General features: G+C 66.6%; 14 protein-coding genes and 1 pseudogene. 5 read left to right on the top strand and 10 right to left on the bottom strand.

Translation table 11 applies throughout. The features are described from left to right. Window positions 1-10 precede the first annotated feature (10 nt). From M9799_RS00360 to cyoA, 7 genes are all read right to left on the bottom strand, one after another. Entirely contained in the window at window positions 11-544 is a 534-nt protein-coding gene (locus M9799_RS00360; RefSeq protein WP_231042447.1) for a response regulator transcription factor, read from the bottom strand. After that, window positions 516-1,775, bottom strand: a complete 1,260-nt coding sequence (locus tag M9799_RS00355; RefSeq protein WP_231042711.1) for an ATP-binding protein — start codon at window positions 1,773-1,775, stop codon at window positions 516-518. Before M9799_RS00355 ends, M9799_RS00360 begins: the two co-directional genes overlap by 29 nt. A gap of 117 nt (window positions 1,776-1,892) precedes the next feature. After that, window positions 1,893-2,636, bottom strand: a complete 744-nt coding sequence (locus tag M9799_RS00350) for an SURF1 family protein (protein WP_465252532.1) — start codon at window positions 2,634-2,636, stop codon at window positions 1,893-1,895. 50 nt (window positions 2,637-2,686) lie between these two features. Further along, window positions 2,687-3,097, bottom strand: coding sequence for a cytochrome o ubiquinol oxidase subunit IV (cyoD, locus tag M9799_RS00345; RefSeq protein ID WP_231042446.1), 411 nt, complete (start codon window positions 3,095-3,097; stop codon window positions 2,687-2,689). Beyond that, the gene (cyoC, locus tag M9799_RS00340; RefSeq protein WP_231042445.1) at window positions 3,097-3,729 is read right to left on the bottom strand and encodes a cytochrome o ubiquinol oxidase subunit III; all 633 of its coding nucleotides are present in this window, start codon (window positions 3,727-3,729) and stop codon (window positions 3,097-3,099) included. Before cyoC ends, cyoD begins: the two co-directional genes overlap by 1 nt. Continuing rightward, window positions 3,722-5,719 carry a cytochrome o ubiquinol oxidase subunit I gene (gene cyoB / locus M9799_RS00335; RefSeq protein ID WP_231042444.1) on the bottom strand — a complete coding sequence of 666 codons (1,998 nt, stop codon included), beginning with the start codon at window positions 5,717-5,719 and terminating at the stop codon, window positions 3,722-3,724. The genes cyoC and cyoB overlap by 8 nt, the downstream gene beginning before the upstream one ends. A gap of 63 nt (window positions 5,720-5,782) precedes the next feature. Then, a complete protein-coding gene (gene cyoA / locus M9799_RS00330) occupies window positions 5,783-6,829 on the bottom strand; it encodes a ubiquinol oxidase subunit II (protein ID WP_231042443.1) in 1,047 nt (348 codons plus the stop codon). Between the two features lie 319 nt (window positions 6,830-7,148). Here cyoA and M9799_RS00325 point away from each other — a divergent pair, with 319 nt between their 5' ends. The 5 genes from M9799_RS00325 (at window position 7,149) to M9799_RS00305 (ending at window position 14,908) form a co-directional block, all read left to right on the top strand. Further along, complete coding sequence (locus tag M9799_RS00325) at window positions 7,149-8,483, top strand: MFS transporter (RefSeq protein WP_231042442.1); 1,335 nt, start codon at window positions 7,149-7,151, stop codon at window positions 8,481-8,483. Window positions 8,484-8,671: 188 nt separating this feature from the next. Beyond that, window positions 8,672-11,296, top strand: coding sequence for an alanine--tRNA ligase (alaS, locus tag M9799_RS00320; protein ID WP_231042441.1), 2,625 nt, complete (start codon window positions 8,672-8,674; stop codon window positions 11,294-11,296). A 93-nt stretch (window positions 11,297-11,389) separates the two neighbouring features. Further along, window positions 11,390-12,736, top strand: coding sequence for a GntP family permease (locus M9799_RS00315; protein ID WP_231042440.1), 1,347 nt, complete (start codon window positions 11,390-11,392; stop codon window positions 12,734-12,736). Between the two features lie 7 nt (window positions 12,737-12,743). Then, window positions 12,744-13,646 carry a LysR family transcriptional regulator gene (locus tag M9799_RS00310; RefSeq protein WP_231042709.1) on the top strand — a complete coding sequence of 301 codons (903 nt, stop codon included), beginning with the start codon at window positions 12,744-12,746 and terminating at the stop codon, window positions 13,644-13,646. Window positions 13,647-13,792: 146 nt separating this feature from the next. Continuing rightward, window positions 13,793-14,908: an NADH:flavin oxidoreductase/NADH oxidase gene (locus M9799_RS00305; protein WP_231042439.1), complete on the top strand. Its 1,116-nt coding sequence runs from the start codon at window positions 13,793-13,795 to the stop codon at window positions 14,906-14,908. Between the two features lie 176 nt (window positions 14,909-15,084). Here the strand turns inward: M9799_RS00305 and trmB are convergent, their stop codons facing one another. The 3 genes and pseudogenes from trmB to M9799_RS00290 all read right to left on the bottom strand — a co-directional run bounded on the left by trmB (window position 15,085) and on the right by M9799_RS00290 (window position 17,913). Beyond that, window positions 15,085-15,837 (bottom strand): tRNA (guanosine(46)-N7)-methyltransferase TrmB, encoded by a 753-nt coding sequence (gene trmB / locus M9799_RS00300; RefSeq protein WP_231042438.1) that lies wholly within the window; start codon window positions 15,835-15,837, stop codon window positions 15,085-15,087. Continuing rightward, entirely contained in the window at window positions 15,834-16,808 is a 975-nt protein-coding gene (gluQRS, locus tag M9799_RS00295) for a tRNA glutamyl-Q(34) synthetase GluQRS (RefSeq protein WP_231042437.1), read from the bottom strand. Before gluQRS ends, trmB begins: the two co-directional genes overlap by 4 nt. Next, window positions 16,805-17,913, bottom strand: a pseudogene (locus M9799_RS00290) (NAD(P)/FAD-dependent oxidoreductase). The gene gluQRS and the pseudogene M9799_RS00290 overlap by 4 nt, the downstream one beginning before the upstream one ends. Window positions 17,914-17,987: the final 74 nt, after the last annotated feature.

Raw genomic sequence — 17,987 nt, 5'->3', positions numbered from 1 at the left:
CCGGCCAGCGTCATTTCACCTGGCGCTTCTCCAGCTTGCGCGCCAGCGTGCGCCGGTGCATGCCCAGGCGCCGCGCGGCCTCGGAGATATTGAAGTCGCTGTCGGCCAGCGTCTCGTGGATATGCTCCCATTCGAGCGTCTTGATCGAGCTGGTCTGCTGCGTCAGCTCGACTTCGGTGTCCCCGGCGATGCGGCCGAAGGCAGCCTCGATGTCGTCAGTGTTGGAGGGCTTGGCCAGGTAGTGGCAGGCGCCGAGCTTCACCGCCTCCACCGCCGTGGCGATGCTGGCATACCCCGTCAGCACCACGATCAGTGCCTCGGGATTGTGCTCGTGCAGCATCTGGATGCAGTTGAGCCCCGAGGCATTGCCCGCGAGCTTCAGATCCATCACGGCGTAGCCCGGGCGGTGCTCCTGCAGCAGCAGCTTCACCTCCTCGGCGCTGGCCGCGGTCAGCACCTGGTAGCCGCGGCGCTCGAAGGAGCGCGCCAGGGTGCGCGCAAAGGCGGCATCGTCTTCAACCAGCAGCAGCAGGCGTGTGTCCATGGTCTTTATCTCCCAGGGTGATGGCGGACAGGGGAAAGCGTACCGTGACCTCGGCGCCGCCATCGTCGCGGTTGCGCGCCGAGGCCGTGCCGTTGAGCGAGCGCGCGACGTTGGTCACCAGGAACAGGCCCACGCCGCGCCCCGCGCGGTCCTTCTTGTTCGATTGCTGGTATTTGCCGAAGTTGCGCAGAATCTCGGGGGCAAAGCCGGTGCCGCGGTCGAGCACGGTGATGACCAGCTGATCGTCCTCGCAGCGCAGCCGCAGCTCGACCTCGTCGGCCGAAGCCTCCAGCGCATTGTCCAGCACGTTGAAGATCATCTGCTGCAGCGCGGTGTCGGAAATGATCGCCACGTCCTGCGCGATGTCGTTGCGATAGCGAAAGCGCAGCGGATGGTGGTCTGCCTGCCACTGCGCGATGAGCCGGTCCATGAAGCGAAAGAGCGTGGTCGGCTTGGGCGCATCGGCGCGGGCCTCGCCGGCCGACAGCAGCACGTTGCTGACGATGCTCTTGCAGCGCAGCAACTGCTGCTGCATCTCGTCGAGATCCTGCAGCAGCTCGGGCTGGCGCGCGATCTCGGGCATGCGCTGCCAGTCGCCCAGGATCACCGACATCGTCGCCAGCGGCGTGCCCAGCTCGTGCGCGGCGCCCGTGGCCAGCAGCCCCATGCGCACGATGTGCTCCTCCTCGCTGGCGCGCTGGCGCATGTCGGCCAGGCGCGAGTCGCGCCGGCGCAGGTTGCCGACGATGCGCGTGAGAAAGATCACCAGCAGCACCGTGGTCAGCGCGAAGCAGGTCAACAGGCCCATGACATACAGGCTGTGGTGCGGCTGCACCGCCAGCGGGCGCGAGGAGCCCGCCAGGTCGAGCGCGCACAGCCCGGTGATGGCGGCGATGACCCAGGTGTGGGCCGGCGACAGCAGCACCGCGCTCAGGATGGCCTGCAGCAGGAACAGGTAGATGAAAGGGTTGCTGGCGCCGCCGCTCAGATACAGCTGCACCGACAGCGCCGCGACGTCGGCCAGGAGCGCGCAGAACAGGCCCAGGCTGGTCACGTTGCGCCGGCGCCATTTGAACCAGTACACATACCCCAGGTTGGTGACGATCAGCGCCATCAGCACCGCGGTCATCTCCGGCAGCGGAAGCGGAATGCCCAGGCCGTAATGCACGACGCCGATGGTGATCACCTGGCCCACCACGGCAAGCCAGCGCAGCTGGATCAGCAGCTGCATGTTCTTGCGCTCGGTGGTCAGTTCGACCTGGGACAAAGGGTCGGAGGAGCGGGGGCGGAGAGGGCGTAAGGGGCGATTCACCGGCAGGATTTTGCCGCAGCCGGCGAATCGCCCGGCCTACAAGGTCTTGTGCGCGGGCAGCGCCCGACGCTTTTCCCAGCGCACCACGATGACCGCGGCGGCCAGCACCATCAGCGCCATGCCATACCAGGTCAGGGCATAGACCAGGTGGCTGTTGTGGAAGGCAATGACGGTCATGCCCGGGCGCGGCCAGGTCTGCGCGGCCACCGGCTGGCCCGGGCGGCCGGCGTCGATGAAGTAGGGCGCCGCGCGCTCCAGGCCCTGCGCCGCGGCGATGGCCGCGACGTCGCGCGAATACCAGCGCTGCTGCGCCGCGTCGTTGTCGCGCAGGAAACCACCGCCAGGCTCGCTCATGCGCAGCAGGCCGGTGATGGACTGCGGCGCGGCTGCGGTTTCGGCAGCGGCTGCGGGAAGCCAGGCCTCGCGCTCGCTCGCCGGCACGAATCCGCGGTTGACCAGCGTCTGGCTGCCGTCGGCGGCCTGCAGCGGCGTCATGACCCAGAAGCCCGCGCCCAGTTCGGTAACCGCCTGCGCCAGCACCGTCTTTTGCGTGAGCAAGCGCCCGGTCAGCGTCACCGGCAGGTATTCATGCTGCTGCGCCGTGACCTCCGGCCACTGCGCGGGCGCAGGCGCGGCCACGGGCTGCGCGCGCACGCGCTCGGTGACGCGCTCGATCAGGTCCAGCTTCCAGGCGCGGCGCTGCAGCTGCCATGTGCCCAGGCCCACGAACGCAAAGAACAAGGCCATGCCCAGCAGTGCGAGCATGGCCTTGAGGGCCATCGAACGCGGGCGCGCAGGCCCGGCGTTCGATGCGTTGGCGTTGACGGAGGTCAAGGCTGCGGCGTGGTGGAGGCGGCGGGCGGCGTGCCGTGGTGCGGCATCATGTTGGCGTTCATGTGGAACATGACCCAGAGCGTACCCGACAGCGCGATCACGACGAAGACCACGGTGAAGATCGTGGACAGCAGCGTCCAGCCGGCCTCGATCTTGCTGTTCATGTGCAGGAAGTAGTACATGTGCACCAGGATCTGCACGATGGCGAAGGCGCCCAGCACCAGGACGGCGGTGGTGCGGCCTTCGATGACCTTGGCCATGATCAGCCAGAAGGGGATCGCCGTCAGGATGACCGACAGCACGAAGCCCGTCATGTAGCCGGAGAAGGTGCTGTGCGGGCCGACGTCGTGGTGGTGGTCGTCGTGCGCGTCGTGCGCGCCGCCGGCGTGGATGTCATGTGCGCTCATTACAGCACTCCCATCAGGTAGACAAAGGTGAAGACGCCGATCCAGACCACGTCCAGGAAGTGCCAGAACATCGACAGGCACATCAGGCGGCGGTTGTTCTCGTGCGTCAGGCCGTGCTTGCTGATCTGCAGCATCAGCACGACGAGCCAGATCAGGCCGAAGGTCACGTGCAGGCCGTGGGTGCCGACCAGCGTGAAGAACGACGACAGGAAGGCGCTGCGGCCCGGGCCCGCACCCTGGTGCAGCAGGTGCGAGAACTCGTAGAGTTCCAGGCCCAGGAAGCACAGGCCCAGGACGCCGGTGACCGCCAGCCAGCCCAGCGTGGCGCCGACCTGGTTCTGCTGCTTCTTGAGCATGGCGAAGCCGAAGGTGATCGACGACAGCAGCAGGAAGGCCGTGTTCATCGCCACCAGCGGCAGGTCGAACAGGTCGGCGCCGGTCGGGCCGGCGGCGTAGCTGCGGCCCAGCACGCCATAGGTGGCGAACAGGGCAGCGAAGATGAGGCAGTCGCTCATCAGGTAGAGCCAGAAGCCCAGCGCGGTGCCATTGGCCGTATGGGGTTCCTCGGCCAGATGGTAGTCGCGGGGTTCAATGGCGCCCGCGGCGCCGGCGTTCATGCGGAGTTCAGACATTGCGTGCAAGCAGTTCGGTGCGGGCATCTTCAGTCGCAGCAACTTCCGATGCTGGGATGTAGAAATCGCGCTTGTAGTTGAAGGTATGGACGATCGAGATCAGCACGATGGCGGCAAACGTCAGGCCGGCGAGCAGCCACATGTGCCAGATCATCGCGAAGCCGAACACGGTCGCCACCATGGCGATCACGAAACCGGCCGCGGTGTTCTTGGGCATGTGCAGGGCCTTGAAGCCCGTGAGGGGGCGCTTGTAGCCGTGCTTCTTCATGTCCCACCACGCATCGATCTCGTAGACCTTGGGCGTCATGGCGAAGTTGTAGTCGGGCGTGGGCGAAGCCGTGGACCATTCCAGCGTGCGGCCGTCCCATGGGTCGCCGGTCACGTCGCGCAGCGCCGCGCGGTTGCGGAAGCTAACCCACAGCTGCACCAGGAAGGCGCCGATGCCGGCGGCAACGATCACCACGCCGACCGTGGAGATGTACAGCCAGATGTTGTAGGCGTCGTCTTCGAACACGTTGACGCGGCGCGTCGCGCCCATCAGGCCCAGGATGTACAGCGGCGTGAAGGTGACCCAGAAGCCCACCAGCCAGCACCAGAACGACACCTTGCCCCAGAACTCGTCGAGCATGAAGCCGAAGGCCTTGGGGAACCAGTAGTTGATGGCCGCGAACAGGCCGAACACCACGCCGCCGATGATCACGTTGTGGAAGTGGGCGATCAGGAACAGGCTGTTGTGCAGCACGAAGTCGGCCGGGGGAACGGCCAGCAGCACGCCGGTCATGCCGCCGATGGCGAAGGTGGCCATGAAGCCCACGGTCCACATCATCGGCACGGTGAAGCGGATGCGGCCCTTGTACATCGTGAACAGCCAGTTGAAGATCTTCGCCCCGGTCGGGATGGAGATGATCATCGTGGTGATGCCGAAGAACGAGTTCACGCTCGCGCCCGAGCCCATCGTGAAGAAGTGGTGCAGCCAGACCAGGTAGGACAGGATGGTGATGGCCACCGTCGCATACACCATCGAGGTGTAGCCGAACAGGCGCTTGCGGCTGAACGTGGCGGTGATTTCCGAGAACACGCCGAAGGCCGGCAGGATCAGGATGTACACCTCTGGGTGGCCCCAGATCCAGATCAGGTTCACGTACAGCATGGCGTTGCCGCCCATGTCGTTGGTGAAGAAGTGCGTGCCCAGGTAGCGGTCGAGCGACAGCAGCAGCAGCGTGGCCGTCAGCACCGGGAAGGAGGCGACGATCAGCGCGTTGGTGCACAGCGAGGTCCAGACGAAGATCGGCATCTTCATCAGCGTCATGCCGGGGGCGCGCATCTTGATGATGGTCACCAGCAGGTTGATCCCGGACAGCGTCGTGCCGACCCCGGCGATCTGCAGGGCCCAGATGTAGTAGTCGAGTCCGACACCCTCGGGGTTGTGGCCGAGGTTGGAAAGCGCCAGCCAGCCCGAGGTCGAGAACTCGCCGACGAACAGCGACACCATCACCAGGATCGCGCCGGCGGTGGTCATCCAGAAGCTGAAGTTGTTCAGGAACGGGAAGGCCACATCGCGCGCGCCGATCTGCAGCGGAATGATGTAGTTCATCAGGCCCGTGACCAAAGCCATGGCCACGAAGAAGATCATGATGGTGCCGTGCGCCGTGAAGATCTGGTCGTAGTGGTGCGGCGGCAGGAAGCCCACGCCGTCCACGGTGGCCACGGCCTGCTGCATGCGCATCATCAGCGCGTCGGCAAAGCCGCGCAGCAGCATGACGATACCCAGGATCATGTACATGATCCCGATCTTCTTGTGGTCGATGCTGCAGATCCAGTCGCGCCAGAGGGTGCCCCAGAGCTTGAAGCGGGTCAGCAGGGTGAGGATCGCCAGGCCGCCCAGAACCACGCCGGCAAAGGTCGCCAGAAGGATCGGGTCGTGCAGCGGTATCGATTGCCAGCTCAACCGTCCGAAGATCAGTTGGGCCGTATCAAATTGATCAGACATAAAGGGTCTCTTGTGAGGTGGTCGGCAGGGCAGGCTTGCCTGGCGTGCCGACCACCGAATTGCTTATTGCTGGATGACGGCTTCGGAAGCGACGCCAGGCTCCAAAGCGGCCGTGATCTTCGCGGCGTCTTCGGTCGTGCAGATGTCGCCCGACAGGTTCAGGCCCTTGGCGCGCATGTAGGACTGGCCGCCGGCCTTGTCGATGGCCATCATGGTGTGCATGCACATCTGGCCTTCTTCCACGCAGCGGTTGAGCACCGTGTGGTAGAGCTTGGGATCGACATTGCCGAAGCGCTGGACCGGATGGCGCTCGGTGGGCTTGACCAGCTCGAGGTAGGTCGTGCGGTCCAGCGTGCCACCTTCGGACTTGGCCTTGGCGATCCAGTCGTTGAAGCCGGCTTCGGTCAAGCCATGGAACTTGAAGTTCATGTGCGAGAAGCCGGGGCCGCTGTAGTGCGTGGACAGGCCCTTGTAGACGCCTTCCTTGTTGATGACGGCATTGAGCTCGGTCTGCATGCCGGGCATGGCATAGATCATGCCGGCCAGGTCGGGCACGTAGAACGCGTTCATCGTGGTCGTGGAGGTGATCTTGAAGTGGATCGGGCGGTTGACCGGCGCAGCCAGTTCGTTCACCGTGGCGATGCCCTGCTCGGGATAGAAGAACAGCCATTTCCAGTCCATGGCCACGACTTCCACCGTCAGCGGCGTGACGTTTTCCGCCAGCGGCGTCTGGTGGTCGATGCGGTCGAGCGGACGATAGGGGTCGAGCTTGTGGGTGCTGATCCAGGTGATCGCGCCGAGCACGATCACGATGGCCAGCGGCGCGGTCCAGATCAGCAGTTCCAGCTTGGTCGAATGGTGGAACTCGGGGTCGTATTCGGCCTCGGTGTTCGACTGCCGGTACTTCCAGGCGAAGAAGAAGGTCGCCAGGATCACGGGGACGATGATCAGCAGCATCAGGTAGGTGGCCACCATGACCAGATCGCCTTGCTGTGCGGCGACATCGCCTGCGGGGTTGAGAACTACGGCTTTGCTGCAGCCGCCGAGGGCGGCAAGCAGCGCGGTAGCTGTGAGCCACGCAGGCCCACGGATTTCCTTGGATTGAAGCATGTCATGGGCGCGCCCGAGCGCGCTTAGGTGTAAACGTGAGTTGGGAAACAGCGTAAATGTAATAAAACGGCGAAAAATGTCGATTGGACATTTTGTCCTACGTGCGCACGGGGGCGCATGCCGACATTCTGGGTAGCGCAGCGAATTTTCATGTAGGCGGGAGAGCCGTCGGGGCGTCGGCCCGGTGGGAGTGGTCGGGTGGATGCAGGCAGCCGTCGGGCTGTAGTTGTTGGCTGACATGTGCAGGCGTCAAAGACGTACTGGGCTCGGCGGTAGACGGGCGTAGAAACGGCTAGTCAACTGAATGGGAGGTATCTTCATGAGCGCAACCGGTTACACAGCACCTTCCACAGGGGGTTACGAGAGCCCCCAGGCATTGTCCCGTGCAGATACGCACGAAGAGGTCAGCCCTGGCGATATCGCGGTGGGCGTCGTCATTGGACGGTCGGCGGAATATTTCGACTTTTTCGTATTCGGCATCGCTTGTGTGCTGGTCTTTCCGGCACTGCTGTTTCCCTATATGGCGCGCATCGACGGCACGCTGGCGTCGTTCGCGATCTTCGCGCTGGCCTTCATCGCCCGCCCGATCGGCACCGCCATCTCCATGGCCATCCAGCGCCGCTGGGGCCGCGGCACCAAGCTGACGCTGTCGCTGTTCCTGCTGGGCAGCTGCACGGTGGGCATGGCCTTCCTGCCGGGCTACGAGCGCCTTGGCATGTGGGCCATCGTGCTGTTCGCCGCGCTGCGCATCGGCCAGGGCCTGGCGCTGGGCGGCACCTGGGACGGCCTGCCGTCGCTGCTGGCGATCTCCGCGCCGCGCAACCGCCGCGGCTGGTACTCGATGCTGGGCCAGCTGGGCGCACCGGTGGGCTTCTTCCTGGCCGCGGGCCTGGTTGCCTATGTGTATGAAGCGACGACCCCGGAAGAATTCATTGCCTGGGGCTGGCGCTTTCCTTTCTTCGTGGCCTTTGCCATCAACGTGGTGGCGCTGTTTGCGCGCATTCGCATTGTCGTAGGCCAGACGTACTCCCATCTGCTGATGGAAAACGAGCTCGAGGCGGTGAAGACTTCCGAAGTGATGCGCAGCGAAGGCCGCAACGTGGCCATCGGCGCCTTCGCGGCACTGGCCAGCTTCGCGCTGTTCCATCTGGTGACGATCTTCCCGCTGTCGTACATCGAGCTGTACTCCGACCAGCCGGTGGGCGACGTGCTGCGCGTGCAGATGCTGGGCGCCGCCGCTGCCTGCGCGGCGATGGTCGCCTCGGGCTGGCTTGCCGACCGGTTCGGGCGCCGCAACACCCTGGGCACGATGGCGGCGCTGATCTGCGTGTTCAGCTTCGTCGGCCCGGGCCTGCTGGGCAGCGGCCAGGCCGGCAACAACGCCTTCCTGATCATCGGCTTCATCCTGCTGGGCCTGTCCTACGGCCAGTCTTCGGGCACCGTGACGGCCAACTTCACGCCGCACTACCGCTACACCGGCGCGGCGCTGTCGGCCGACATGGCCTGGCTGGTGGGCGCGGCCTTCGCTCCCCTGGTGGCGCTGGCCGTGTCGGCACGCTTCGGCCTGTTCGGGCTGGGCATCTATCTGCTTTCGGGCGGCATCTGCACGCTGGCGGCGCTGGCCATCAACCGCCGCATCGAAGCGCGCGACTGATCCGCACCCAGCTGGCCTGGTGCTTGCTGCCCTTGTCCGCACCGCGGGCAGGGGCAGTCTTCATTTGGCTGCCCGTCTGGCGCCATGGCGCTTCGCACAAATCTATAATGGAAGATTGACCCGCTTGCCCAGGCGGCGCGCCTTTTCATGCGAGCGTGCAGGCGCTGCGCACTTCCTAACCATACGCCATGAGCCAACCCACTTTTTCCGTTGCCGAAATCAGGAAGTCGTTCCTGGACTTCTTTGCCTCCAAGGGCCACACCATCGTTGCCTCGAGCTCGCTGGTGCCGGGCAACGACCCGACGCTGATGTTCACCAATTCGGGCATGGTGCAGTTCAAGGACGTGTTCCTCGGCACGGACAAGCGCCCCTACCAGCGCGCCACCTCGGTGCAGGCCTGCCTGCGTGCCGGCGGCAAGCACAACGACCTGGAAAACGTCGGCTACACTGCACGCCACCACACCTTCTTCGAGATGCTGGGCAACTGGTCCTTTGGCGACTACTTCAAGCGCGAGTCGCTGAAGTGGGCGTGGGAGCTGCTGACCGAGGTCTACATGCTGCCCAAGGAGCGGCTGCTGGCGACCGTGTACGCCGAGGACGACGAGGCCTACGACATCTGGACGAAGGAGATCGGCCTGCCGCCGGAGCGCGTGATCCGCATCGGCGACAACAAGGGCGGGCGCTACAAGTCCGACAACTTCTGGATGATGGCCGACACTGGCCCCTGCGGCCCCTGCTCGGAGATCTTCTACGATCACGGCGAGCACATTCCCGGCGGCCCGCCAGGCAGCCCGGATGAGGATGGCGACCGCTTCATCGAGATCTGGAACAACGTGTTCATGCAGTTCGACATGGACGAGCAGGGCGTCTTGACCAAGCTGCCCGCGCCCTGTGTGGACACCGGCATGGGCCTGGAGCGCCTGGCCGCCATCCTGCAGCACGTGCACAGCAACTACGAGATCGACCTGTTCGCTGCCCTCATCAAGGCGGCAGGACGTGAAACGCACACCGCCGACCTGGACAACCCTTCGCTCAAGGTCATCGCCGACCATATCCGTGCGACCTCGTTCCTGGTCAGCGACGGCGTGATTCCCTCCAACGAAGGCCGCGGCTATGTGCAGCGGCGCATCGTGCGACGCGCCATCCGCCACGGCTACAAGCTGGGCCAGAAGACGCCGTTCTTCCACAAGCTGGTCAAGGACCTGGTGGCGGTCATGGGCGATGCCTATCCGCAGCTGCGCGAGCAGGAAGAACGCATCACCGCGGTGCTCAAGGCCGAGGAGGAGCGCTTCTTCGAGACCCTGGCCAACGGCATGGAGATCCTCGACAGCGCGCTGGCGGGCGATGTCAAGGTGCTGCCCGGCGACGTGGCTTTCAAGCTGCACGACACCTATGGCTTCCCGCTGGACCTGTCCAACGACGTGGCGCGCGAACGCGGCCTGAGCGTGGACGAGGAAGGTTTCCGCGCGGCCATGGAGGCGCAGAAGACCAAGGCGCGCGCCGCCGGCAAGTTCAAGATGGACCGCGCGCTCGAATACAGCGGCGCGGCCAGTGCCTTCACCGGCTATGGCGACCTGTCGGCGCCTGCCAGGGTGCTGGCGCTGTATGCCGAGGGCACCAGCGTCGACGAGCTGGCCGCGGGCCAGAACGGCGTCGTGGTGCTCGACAGCACCCCGTTCTACGCCGAGTCGGGCGGCCAGGTCGGCGACCAGGGCCTGATCACGGCCGCGGGCGTGCGCTTCGCGGTGCAGGACACGCTCAAGCTGCGCGCGGACGTGTTCGGCCACCATGGCGTGCTGGAAAGCGGCAGCCTGAAGGTGGGCGACAGCGTCACGGCCGAGGTCGACACTGCGCTGCGCGCCGCCACCATGCGCAACCACTCGGTCACGCACATCATGCACAAGGCGCTGCGCGAGGTGCTGGGCAGCCATGTGCAGCAAAAGGGCAGCCTGGTCAACGCCGAGCGCACGCGCTTCGACTTCACGCATGGCGCGCCCGTCACCGACGCCGAGATCCGCGAGATCGAGCGCCGCGTGAACGAGGAGATCCTGGCGAATTCGGCGACCGAGGCCCAGGAAATGGACATCGAGAGCGCGCAGAAGACCGGCGCGATGATGCTGTTCGGCGAGAAGTATGGCGAGACCGTGCGCGTGCTGGGCATCGGCAGCAGCCGCGAGCTGTGCGGCGGCACCCATGTGCAGCGCACCGGCGACATCGGCCTGTTCAAGGTCGTGGCCGAGGGCGGCGTGGCCGCGGGCGTGCGCCGCATCGAGGCGGTGACCGGCGTGAATGCGCTGGCCTACCTGCAGTCGCTGGAAGACACCGTGGCCCAGGCCGCGGGTGCCTTCAAGGCGCCGGCCACCGAGCTCAAGGGCCGCATCGGCCAGGCGCTCGATCAGATCAAGGCGCTGGAGCGCGAAGTCGCCGCGCTCAAGGGCAAGCTGGCATCGAGCCAGGGCGACGAGCTGGTGAACCAGGCCATCGATATCAAGGGCGTGAAGCTGCTGGCCGCGCGCCTGGAAGGCGCCGATGCCAAGACGCTGCGCGACACCATGGACAAGCTCAAGGACAAGCTGGGCAGCGCCGTGATCGTGCTGGCCGCCGTGGATGGCGACAAGGTGCAGCTGGCCGCGGGCGTGACCAAGGACTGCACGGCCAAGCTCAAGGCCGGCGAGCTGGTCAACCATGTGGCGCTGCAGGTCGGCGGCAAGGGCGGTGGCAAGCCCGACATGGCGATGGCCGGCGGCACCGATGCCACAGCGCTGCCGGCGGCCCTGGCTTCGGTGCAGGGCTGGGTCAGCGAGCGTCTCTAAGGCATCCAGACTGACAAGGGGCTGCCGCCGGATGCCGTCATGATGGCAGCCGCGGCAGCTTGAGCCGAAGAACTGGATTGCAAAGGAGACGACATGGTCGTACTACACACCACGCTGGCCATCGCACTGGTCATTGGCCTGATCATCTGGTTGCGCGTGGAGCCGGTCATCTCCCTGATGCTGGGCTCGCTCTATCTGGGGCTGGCCAGCGGCGTGGGTTTCACCGACACGCTCACCGCCATCACCGGCGGCTTTGGCGAGATCATGGGCAAGGTCGGCCTGCTGATCGGCTTCGGCGTGGTGATCGGCTCGCTGCTGCATGCCACGGGCGCGTTCAGCCGCATGGTGCAGGCGCTGGTCTCGGCCGTGGGCGCCGGCCGGCTGCCTTATGCCATGGCCGGCGCGATGTCGACGATCTTTCCCTCGATCTATGTGGATGTGCAGGTGGTGCTGGGCGCGCCGGTGGCGCGTTCGGCGGCGCCGCTGCTGGGGCGCACCGGGCTGCCGCTGCTGGCGGGCGCCATCGGCACGGGCATCTTCTCGGGCTATGTGTTCGTGGTGCCGGGCTTGGCTGTCATTCTCATTGCCGGGCAGATGAACGTGAGCCTGGGCTCCTGGCTCGTGGGCGGGCTGGTGATCGGCCTGGCCACGGCGCTGCTGACCACCTTCCTGTTCAGCCTCCTGCTGCGCACGAACTACTGGAAGCCCGAGACCGACGAGGACGCCAGCGAGGCCATGCTCGAGACCGAAGCCCAGGAGGCGCAGGCTCCCGCCGCGGCGCAGGGCCCGGGGCTGCTGCTGTCGGCCGCGCCGATCATCGTGCCGCTGCTGATGATCGCCTTTGGCGCATTTGCCAAGCTCGCCGGCGTCTCCAATGATTTCATCAGCTTCATCGGCAATGCCAACCTGGCGATGTTCGTCGGCCTGCTGGGCGCCTATCTGCTGGCGCGGCGCTGGATCGGCGAGGAGCGCACCACCGAGGCGCTGACGGACGGCTTCAAGACCAGCGGCGAGATCCTGCTGATCACCGGCGTCGGCGGTTCGCTGGGCGCGATCATCACTGCTTCGGGCATGGGCGCGGAGCTGGGCAAGCTGTTTTCCCACGATGCCGGCGGCCCGGTGCTGCTGAGCATCGTGCTGGCCTGGTTCATTGCCGCGGTGCTGCATGTGGCGATCGGCTCGGTGTCGGTCGCCGCGCTGACGGCGGCAAGCATCATCGGCCCGGTGGCAGCGCAGATCGATGTCTCGCCGATCATCATAGGCTTTGCCATCGCCTCGGGCGCGCTGTTCGCGGTGCAGGTCAACAGCAATTTCTTCTGGATGTTCAAGGGGCTGATGGGCCTGTCGACCAAGGGGGCGCTCAAGACGCTGACCATGGTGACCTCCATTGCCGCGGTGGTGTCGCTGGGGCTGGTGCTGCTGGCCAGCATCTTCGGCTGAGGCGCCCATTTCTCTCAAGAGCCTGGACCTGAACCTGCTCAAGGCGCTGGACGCCTTGCTGCAGGAGTGCAACGTGACGCGCGCCGCGGCGCGCCTGGGCCTGACCCAGCCGGCGATGAGCGGCATGCTGACGCGGCTGCGCGAGAGCTTTGGCGACCCGCTGTTCGTGCGTGCCCAGCGCGGCATGGTGCCCACGCAGCGCGCGCTCGACCTGCGCCAGCCGGTGCAGCAGGTGCTGGCCGAGATCGACGCCTTGCTGCAGCCGCCGCTGTTCGATCCGGCCACCGCGCAGCTGACTTTCACCATTGCCTCGACCGACTATGCGCTGCGCGCGATTGCCGTGCCCTTCGTGGCCGCGCTCAAGCCGCTGGCGCCGCAGATCCGCGTGTCGCTCGTGCCGGTCGAGAACGGCCAGGTGGCGGCGCAGCTCGAGCGCGGCCAGATCGGCTTGGCGCTGCTGTCGCCCGAGAACACTCCGCCCGAGATGCATGCACGCACCCTGTACCGCGAGCGCTATGTCTGCGTGCTGCGCGAGGGGCACCCGGCGGCGACCGGACGCGGGCTCACGCTCGAGCAGTTCTGCGCGCTGGACCATGCGCTGGGCTCCTATGACGGCGGCGGCTTCCATGGCGTCACTGACGACGCGCTGCTCAAGCTGGGTCAGCGGCGCAGCGTGACGCTGTCGGCCAAATCCTTTTTGATCCTGCCCGAGCTGCTGCGCGCGAGCGACATGGTGGCGATCCTGCCCGAGCGGCTGGTGGCCGGACAGGACGGACTCGCCATCTGCGAGCCGCCCCTGGAGGTGCCGGGTTTCACCAAGTGCGCCGTCTGGCACGAGCGCACGCACCATGATCCCGCGCACCGCTGGCTGCGCGAGCTGCTGTTCCGCATCTGCGCCGAGCGGCACTAGCGGCCGGCACGCAGCGTGATATCGCGCTGCGAGATGAGGATCATAAATTTATAGCATTTGATTTATTTCAGCGGCGCCGTCATCTGGGGAACTGCCGCAGAAATTCTGCGGTTTCTTTTTATTTCCAGCCCTCTCAGAAAATCAGCATGTCCGCATTGTTTTCCCCATTCACCCTCAAGGATGTCACCCTGCGCAACCGCATCGCGGTGCCGCCCATGTGCCAGTACAGCGCCAAGGACGGCTTCACCAACGAATGGCACCAGGTCCACTATCCCTCCATCGCGCGCGGCGGCGCCGGGCTGGTGATCGTGGAGGCCACGGGCGTATCGCCCGAAGGCCGCATCACGCCCGACTGCCTGGGCCTGTGGAACGATGCTCAGGCCGAGGGCCTGGCGCGTATCGCGGCCGCGATCAAGGCCGGCGGCGCCGTGCCCGGCATCCAGATCGGCCACGCCGGCCGCAAGGCCAGCGCCAACAATCCGTGGGAGGGCGACGAGCACATCGCCGAGGGCGATCCGCGCGGCTGGCAGCCGATCGCTCCTTCGGCCATTGCCTTCGGTGGCGGCCTGCCGCGCGTGCCCAGCGAGATGACCCTGGTGGACATCACGCGCGTCAAGGCCGATTTCGTCGCTGCCGCACGCCGCGCGCGCGATGCGGGCTTCGAATGGCTGGAGCTGCATTTCGCGCACGGATACCTCGCCCAGAGTTTCTTCTCGGCGCATTCCAACCAGCGCACCGATGCCTATGGCGGCAGCTTCGACAACCGCGCGCGCTTCCTTCTGGAAACGCTGGCCGCGGTGCGCGAGGTCTGGCCCGAGAACCTGCCGCTGACGGCGCGCTTTGGCGTGATCGAGTATGACGGCAAGGACGAGGAAACGCTGGCCGAGTCCATCGAGCTGGTCAAGCGCATGCGCGCGGGCGGGCTGGACCTGCTCAATGTCAGCGTCAATTTCGTCATTCCCGATGTGAAGATTCCCTGGGGCACGCCGGCGTTCCTGGCGCCCATCGCCCAGCGCGTGGCGCGCGAAGCCGGTATTCCCGTGGCATCGAGCTGGGGCATCGACGATGTGCAGCACGCCGAGCGCGTGGTGGCCGAGGAGCAGATGGACCTGGTGATGATCGGCCGCGCGATGCTGGCCAACCCGCACTATCCCTATGCGATGGCGCAGATGCTCAAGGAGCAGCGCCCGGACTGGGTGCTGCCGGCGCCTTATGCGCACTGGCTGGAGCGGTATCGCGGGGCGGGGAAGGTGGCGGCCTGATCTTTAGGACGGGTCAGCGCTTGATTTCGAGGACAGGCCGTCCATGGTTCGACAAGCTCACCACGAACGGAATAGCCGGCTCACTACGAACGGTGTTATCCGTTCGTCCTGAGCCTGTCGAAGGATGGACGGCCTGCGCTCGATTTCTCATTGCAGCCTGTCCAAGATGCAATCTCTTATTTCCTGCGAAACACCAGATCCCAAACCCCATGTCCCAGCTTGATCCCCCGGTTCTCGAACTTGGTGAGCGGGCGGTATTCGGGCTGCGGCGCGTAGCCCTCGGCGGTGTTGGCCAGCAGCGGCTCGGCCGACAGCACTTCGAGCATCTGCACCGCATAGGGCTCCCAGTCGGTGGCGCAGTGGATGTAGCCGCCGGGTTTGAGGCGCGCGGCCAGCTTGGCGACCAGCGGCGGCTGCACCAGGCGGCGCTTGTTGTGCTTTTTCTTGTGCCACGGATCGGGAAAGAAGATGTGCACGCCGTCCAGGCTGCCTTCGGGCAGCATGTGGTCGATGACTTCCACCGCGTCATGCCGCAGGATGCGGATGTTGTGGAGGTCCTGCTCGCCGATGCGCTTGAGCAGCGCGCCGACACCGGGTTCGTGCACTTCGCAGCACAGGAAGTTGTCCTCGGGGCGCACGCGCGCGATATGCGCCGTGGCTTCGCCCATGCCGAAGCCGATCTCCAGGATCAGCGGAGCGCTGCGGCCGAAGGCGGCGGTGGCGTCGAGCGGCGCGGCGCGGTACTCCAGCAGGAACTGCGGCCCGACCTCGGCAAAGGCCTTGGCCTGTCCGGTCGTGGTGCGGCCTGCGCGCAGCACATAGCTCTTGATGGTTTTGGGATGGGCCACGCCGGCGGGAGCCGTGCCGTGCGTGGCGTCTTGGGGGGCGTCAGGGCCGGAAGCGGCCGGGTTGGTATGGTGTTCAGTCACAGGGCGAGATTGTAGTGAGCTCGCCAGGCCCGGACCCACAGCGCGAGCGCATCGGCCCGGGATCCGTGGGTGCAATCCGCCACCGGCAGCCCGAGACCCGCTGCCGCAGCGTTCAGCGCGGCGCGGCTGGCGGCGGGGGTGGAGGTGTCGATGGAGCGCGCGCCATGCTGCTTCGACAGCTTTTCGCCATCGGCGCGGCGCACCAGCGGGGTGTGCATGTAGCGCGGCGTGGGCAGGCCCAGCGACTGCTGCAGCAGCATCTGCCGCGGGGTGTTGTCGGTGAGGTCTTCGCCGCGCACGACATGGCTGACCCGCTGCAGCGCGTCATCGACGACGACGGCCAGCTGGTAGGCCCACAGACCGTCGGCGCGGCGCAGCACGAAGTCACCCACGCTTCGCGCCAGATCCTGCGACTGCGGGCCCAGCCGGCGATCCTGCCACAGCAGCCGCCCATCGGACAGCCAGCAGGGCGCGGCCGGGCCTTCGAAGGCCTGCGCACGGCCTGCCATCTTCACGGTGGCGAAGCGCCAGGCGCGCGCCGGGCGGCCGTGCAGGCCGCTGCGGCAGGTGCCGGGGTAGGGGCGCTCCACATGGCGCTCGCGCGCCAGGCCCATCTCTTCCCAGGCCCGTTCGATGTCGCGCCGCGTGCAGGCGCAGGCATAGGCCAGTTGCTGCTCCAGCAGCTGGCGCAGCGCCTGCTCGTAGAAGGCACCGCGCGCGGACTGCCACACCGGGGGCTCATCGGGCTCCATGCCGCAGGCTGCGAGCTGCTGCAGGATCAGTTGGTCCGCGCCCGGCATGCAGCGCGGCGGATCGATATCCTCGATACGCACCAGCCAGCGGCCGCCGTGCGCGCGCGCGTCCAGCCAGCTGGCCAGGGCCGCAACCAGCGAGCCCGCATGCAGCGGGCCCGTGGGGGAGGGCGCAAAGCGCCCGACATAGGGAGAACTTCCAGTTTGCAAGCTTGTCATGCCACTTTCAGGGCCAGCTCCAGGCCCGACACGAACGCGTCTTCCACGCGCGCGCCCAGGCACCAGTCGCCGCAGACGCCGAGGCCGGTCTTGCGGTTCCACAGGAACGCATGGCCCAGCGTGCTCATGGTCTGCGCATGCGGCCAGAAGCGGCTGCTGACGTGGCTGGGAGCGGCGTGGATGCCGGTGATCTCGGCAAAGGCCTTCTGCAGCTTGGCCTGGATGCGCGGCGCGTCGTCGTAACGGTGTTCGTGCGACCAGGCCGGGCTGGCCTGCACCGTCCAGCGTTCCATGGAGGAGCGTCCGGGCTTGGAGGATTCGCGCGCCAGCCAAGCAATGCGGTGATGGGTGCTGCGCGCCGCGTTCCAGTGCGGCCCCAGCGTCGTGAGGCCGGGTTGCTGGGCCTGGGCAAAGTCAGGTGCAGCGTCCAGCAAGGCGCGATGTCGATCTCGTCGAGCGCCTGGCAATGCAGCTCGGCCAGGCCCGTGGGCGCCAGCAGCGTGCGCGCCAGCGGCGCGGGCAGCGCCAGCAGCACGGCGTCGAAGCCGGCATGCACGGCCTGCTGCGCGGGGTCGGCGTTCTCGGTCTGCAACTGCCAGCGCCCGGGCTCGAGCCGGTCGCGCTCGATGGCCGTGACGCGGCACTGCGTCAGCAGCTGGCCGGCGTCCAGAAGCGGCCGGGCCCAGGCCGCGGCCAGGCTCTGCATATGGGGCGTTGCCACCCAGTGCGATTCGCGCGGCGGCGGCACGGCGCTGGCGACGCGGCCGGCGCTGTCGAGCACGCGAATGGTGGTTGCGCTCCAGGGGCGGCACAGCTGGGGGTCGAGCGCCAGCACCTGCTCGAAACGCGCGTCGCGCACGGTGAAGTATTGCGCCCCGGAGTCGAAGCTGCCATGCGAGGTGGAATGCACGGCCATGCGCCCTCCGACCTCGGCGCCCTGCTCGAACAGCTTGACCTGATGGCCGGCCTGCACCAGCGTGCGGGCGCAGGCCAAGCCGGCGATGCCGGCGCCGATCACGGCAATCGTCTGCGGTCGGTGGCGCGCGCGGCGCGGGTGCCGCGCGGCGGTGGGCAACGGAGAAGGGAGCGTGCGCATAGCAGTCATGACAAGCCTTTCGTGGGATGCAAGGAGGCAGGTGGGAGGTCTCTCGATGCCTCGACCGTGGACTGACTCTACAC

Source organism: Comamonas endophytica (assembly GCF_023634805.2).
Classification (GTDB): domain Bacteria; phylum Pseudomonadota; class Gammaproteobacteria; order Burkholderiales; family Burkholderiaceae_C; genus Comamonas; species Comamonas endophytica.
Note: the sequence above shows the minus strand (reverse complement) of the source record. Positions and strands in the feature narration are given on the sequence as shown.

Excerpts from the sequence above, each read along its gene's own strand:
- M9799_RS00360 (WP_231042447.1), bottom strand. The coding sequence starts at position 544 with ATGGACACACGCCTGCTGCTGCTGGTTGAAGACGATGCCGCCTTTGCG.
- M9799_RS00355 (WP_231042711.1), bottom strand. The coding sequence starts at position 1,775 with ATGCAGCTGCTGATCCAGCTGCGCTGGCTTGCCGTGGTGGGCCAGGTG.
- M9799_RS00350 (WP_465252532.1), bottom strand. The coding sequence starts at position 2,636 with ATGGCCCTCAAGGCCATGCTCGCACTGCTGGGCATGGCCTTGTTCTTT.
- cyoD (WP_231042446.1), bottom strand. The coding sequence starts at position 3,097 with ATGAGCGCACATGACATCCACGCCGGCGGCGCGCACGACGCGCACGAC.
- cyoC (WP_231042445.1), bottom strand. The coding sequence starts at position 3,729 with ATGTCTGAACTCCGCATGAACGCCGGCGCCGCGGGCGCCATTGAACCC.
- cyoB (WP_231042444.1), bottom strand. The coding sequence starts at position 5,719 with ATGTCTGATCAATTTGATACGGCCCAACTGATCTTCGGACGGTTGAGC.
- cyoA (WP_231042443.1), bottom strand. The coding sequence starts at position 6,829 with ATGCTTCAATCCAAGGAAATCCGTGGGCCTGCGTGGCTCACAGCTACC.
- M9799_RS00325 (WP_231042442.1), top strand. The coding sequence starts at position 7,149 with ATGAGCGCAACCGGTTACACAGCACCTTCCACAGGGGGTTACGAGAGC.
- alaS (WP_231042441.1), top strand. The coding sequence starts at position 8,672 with ATGAGCCAACCCACTTTTTCCGTTGCCGAAATCAGGAAGTCGTTCCTG.
- M9799_RS00315 (WP_231042440.1), top strand. The coding sequence starts at position 11,390 with ATGGTCGTACTACACACCACGCTGGCCATCGCACTGGTCATTGGCCTG.
- M9799_RS00305 (WP_231042439.1), top strand. The coding sequence starts at position 13,793 with ATGTCCGCATTGTTTTCCCCATTCACCCTCAAGGATGTCACCCTGCGC.
- gluQRS (WP_231042437.1), bottom strand. The coding sequence starts at position 16,808 with ATGACAAGCTTGCAAACTGGAAGTTCTCCCTATGTCGGGCGCTTTGCG.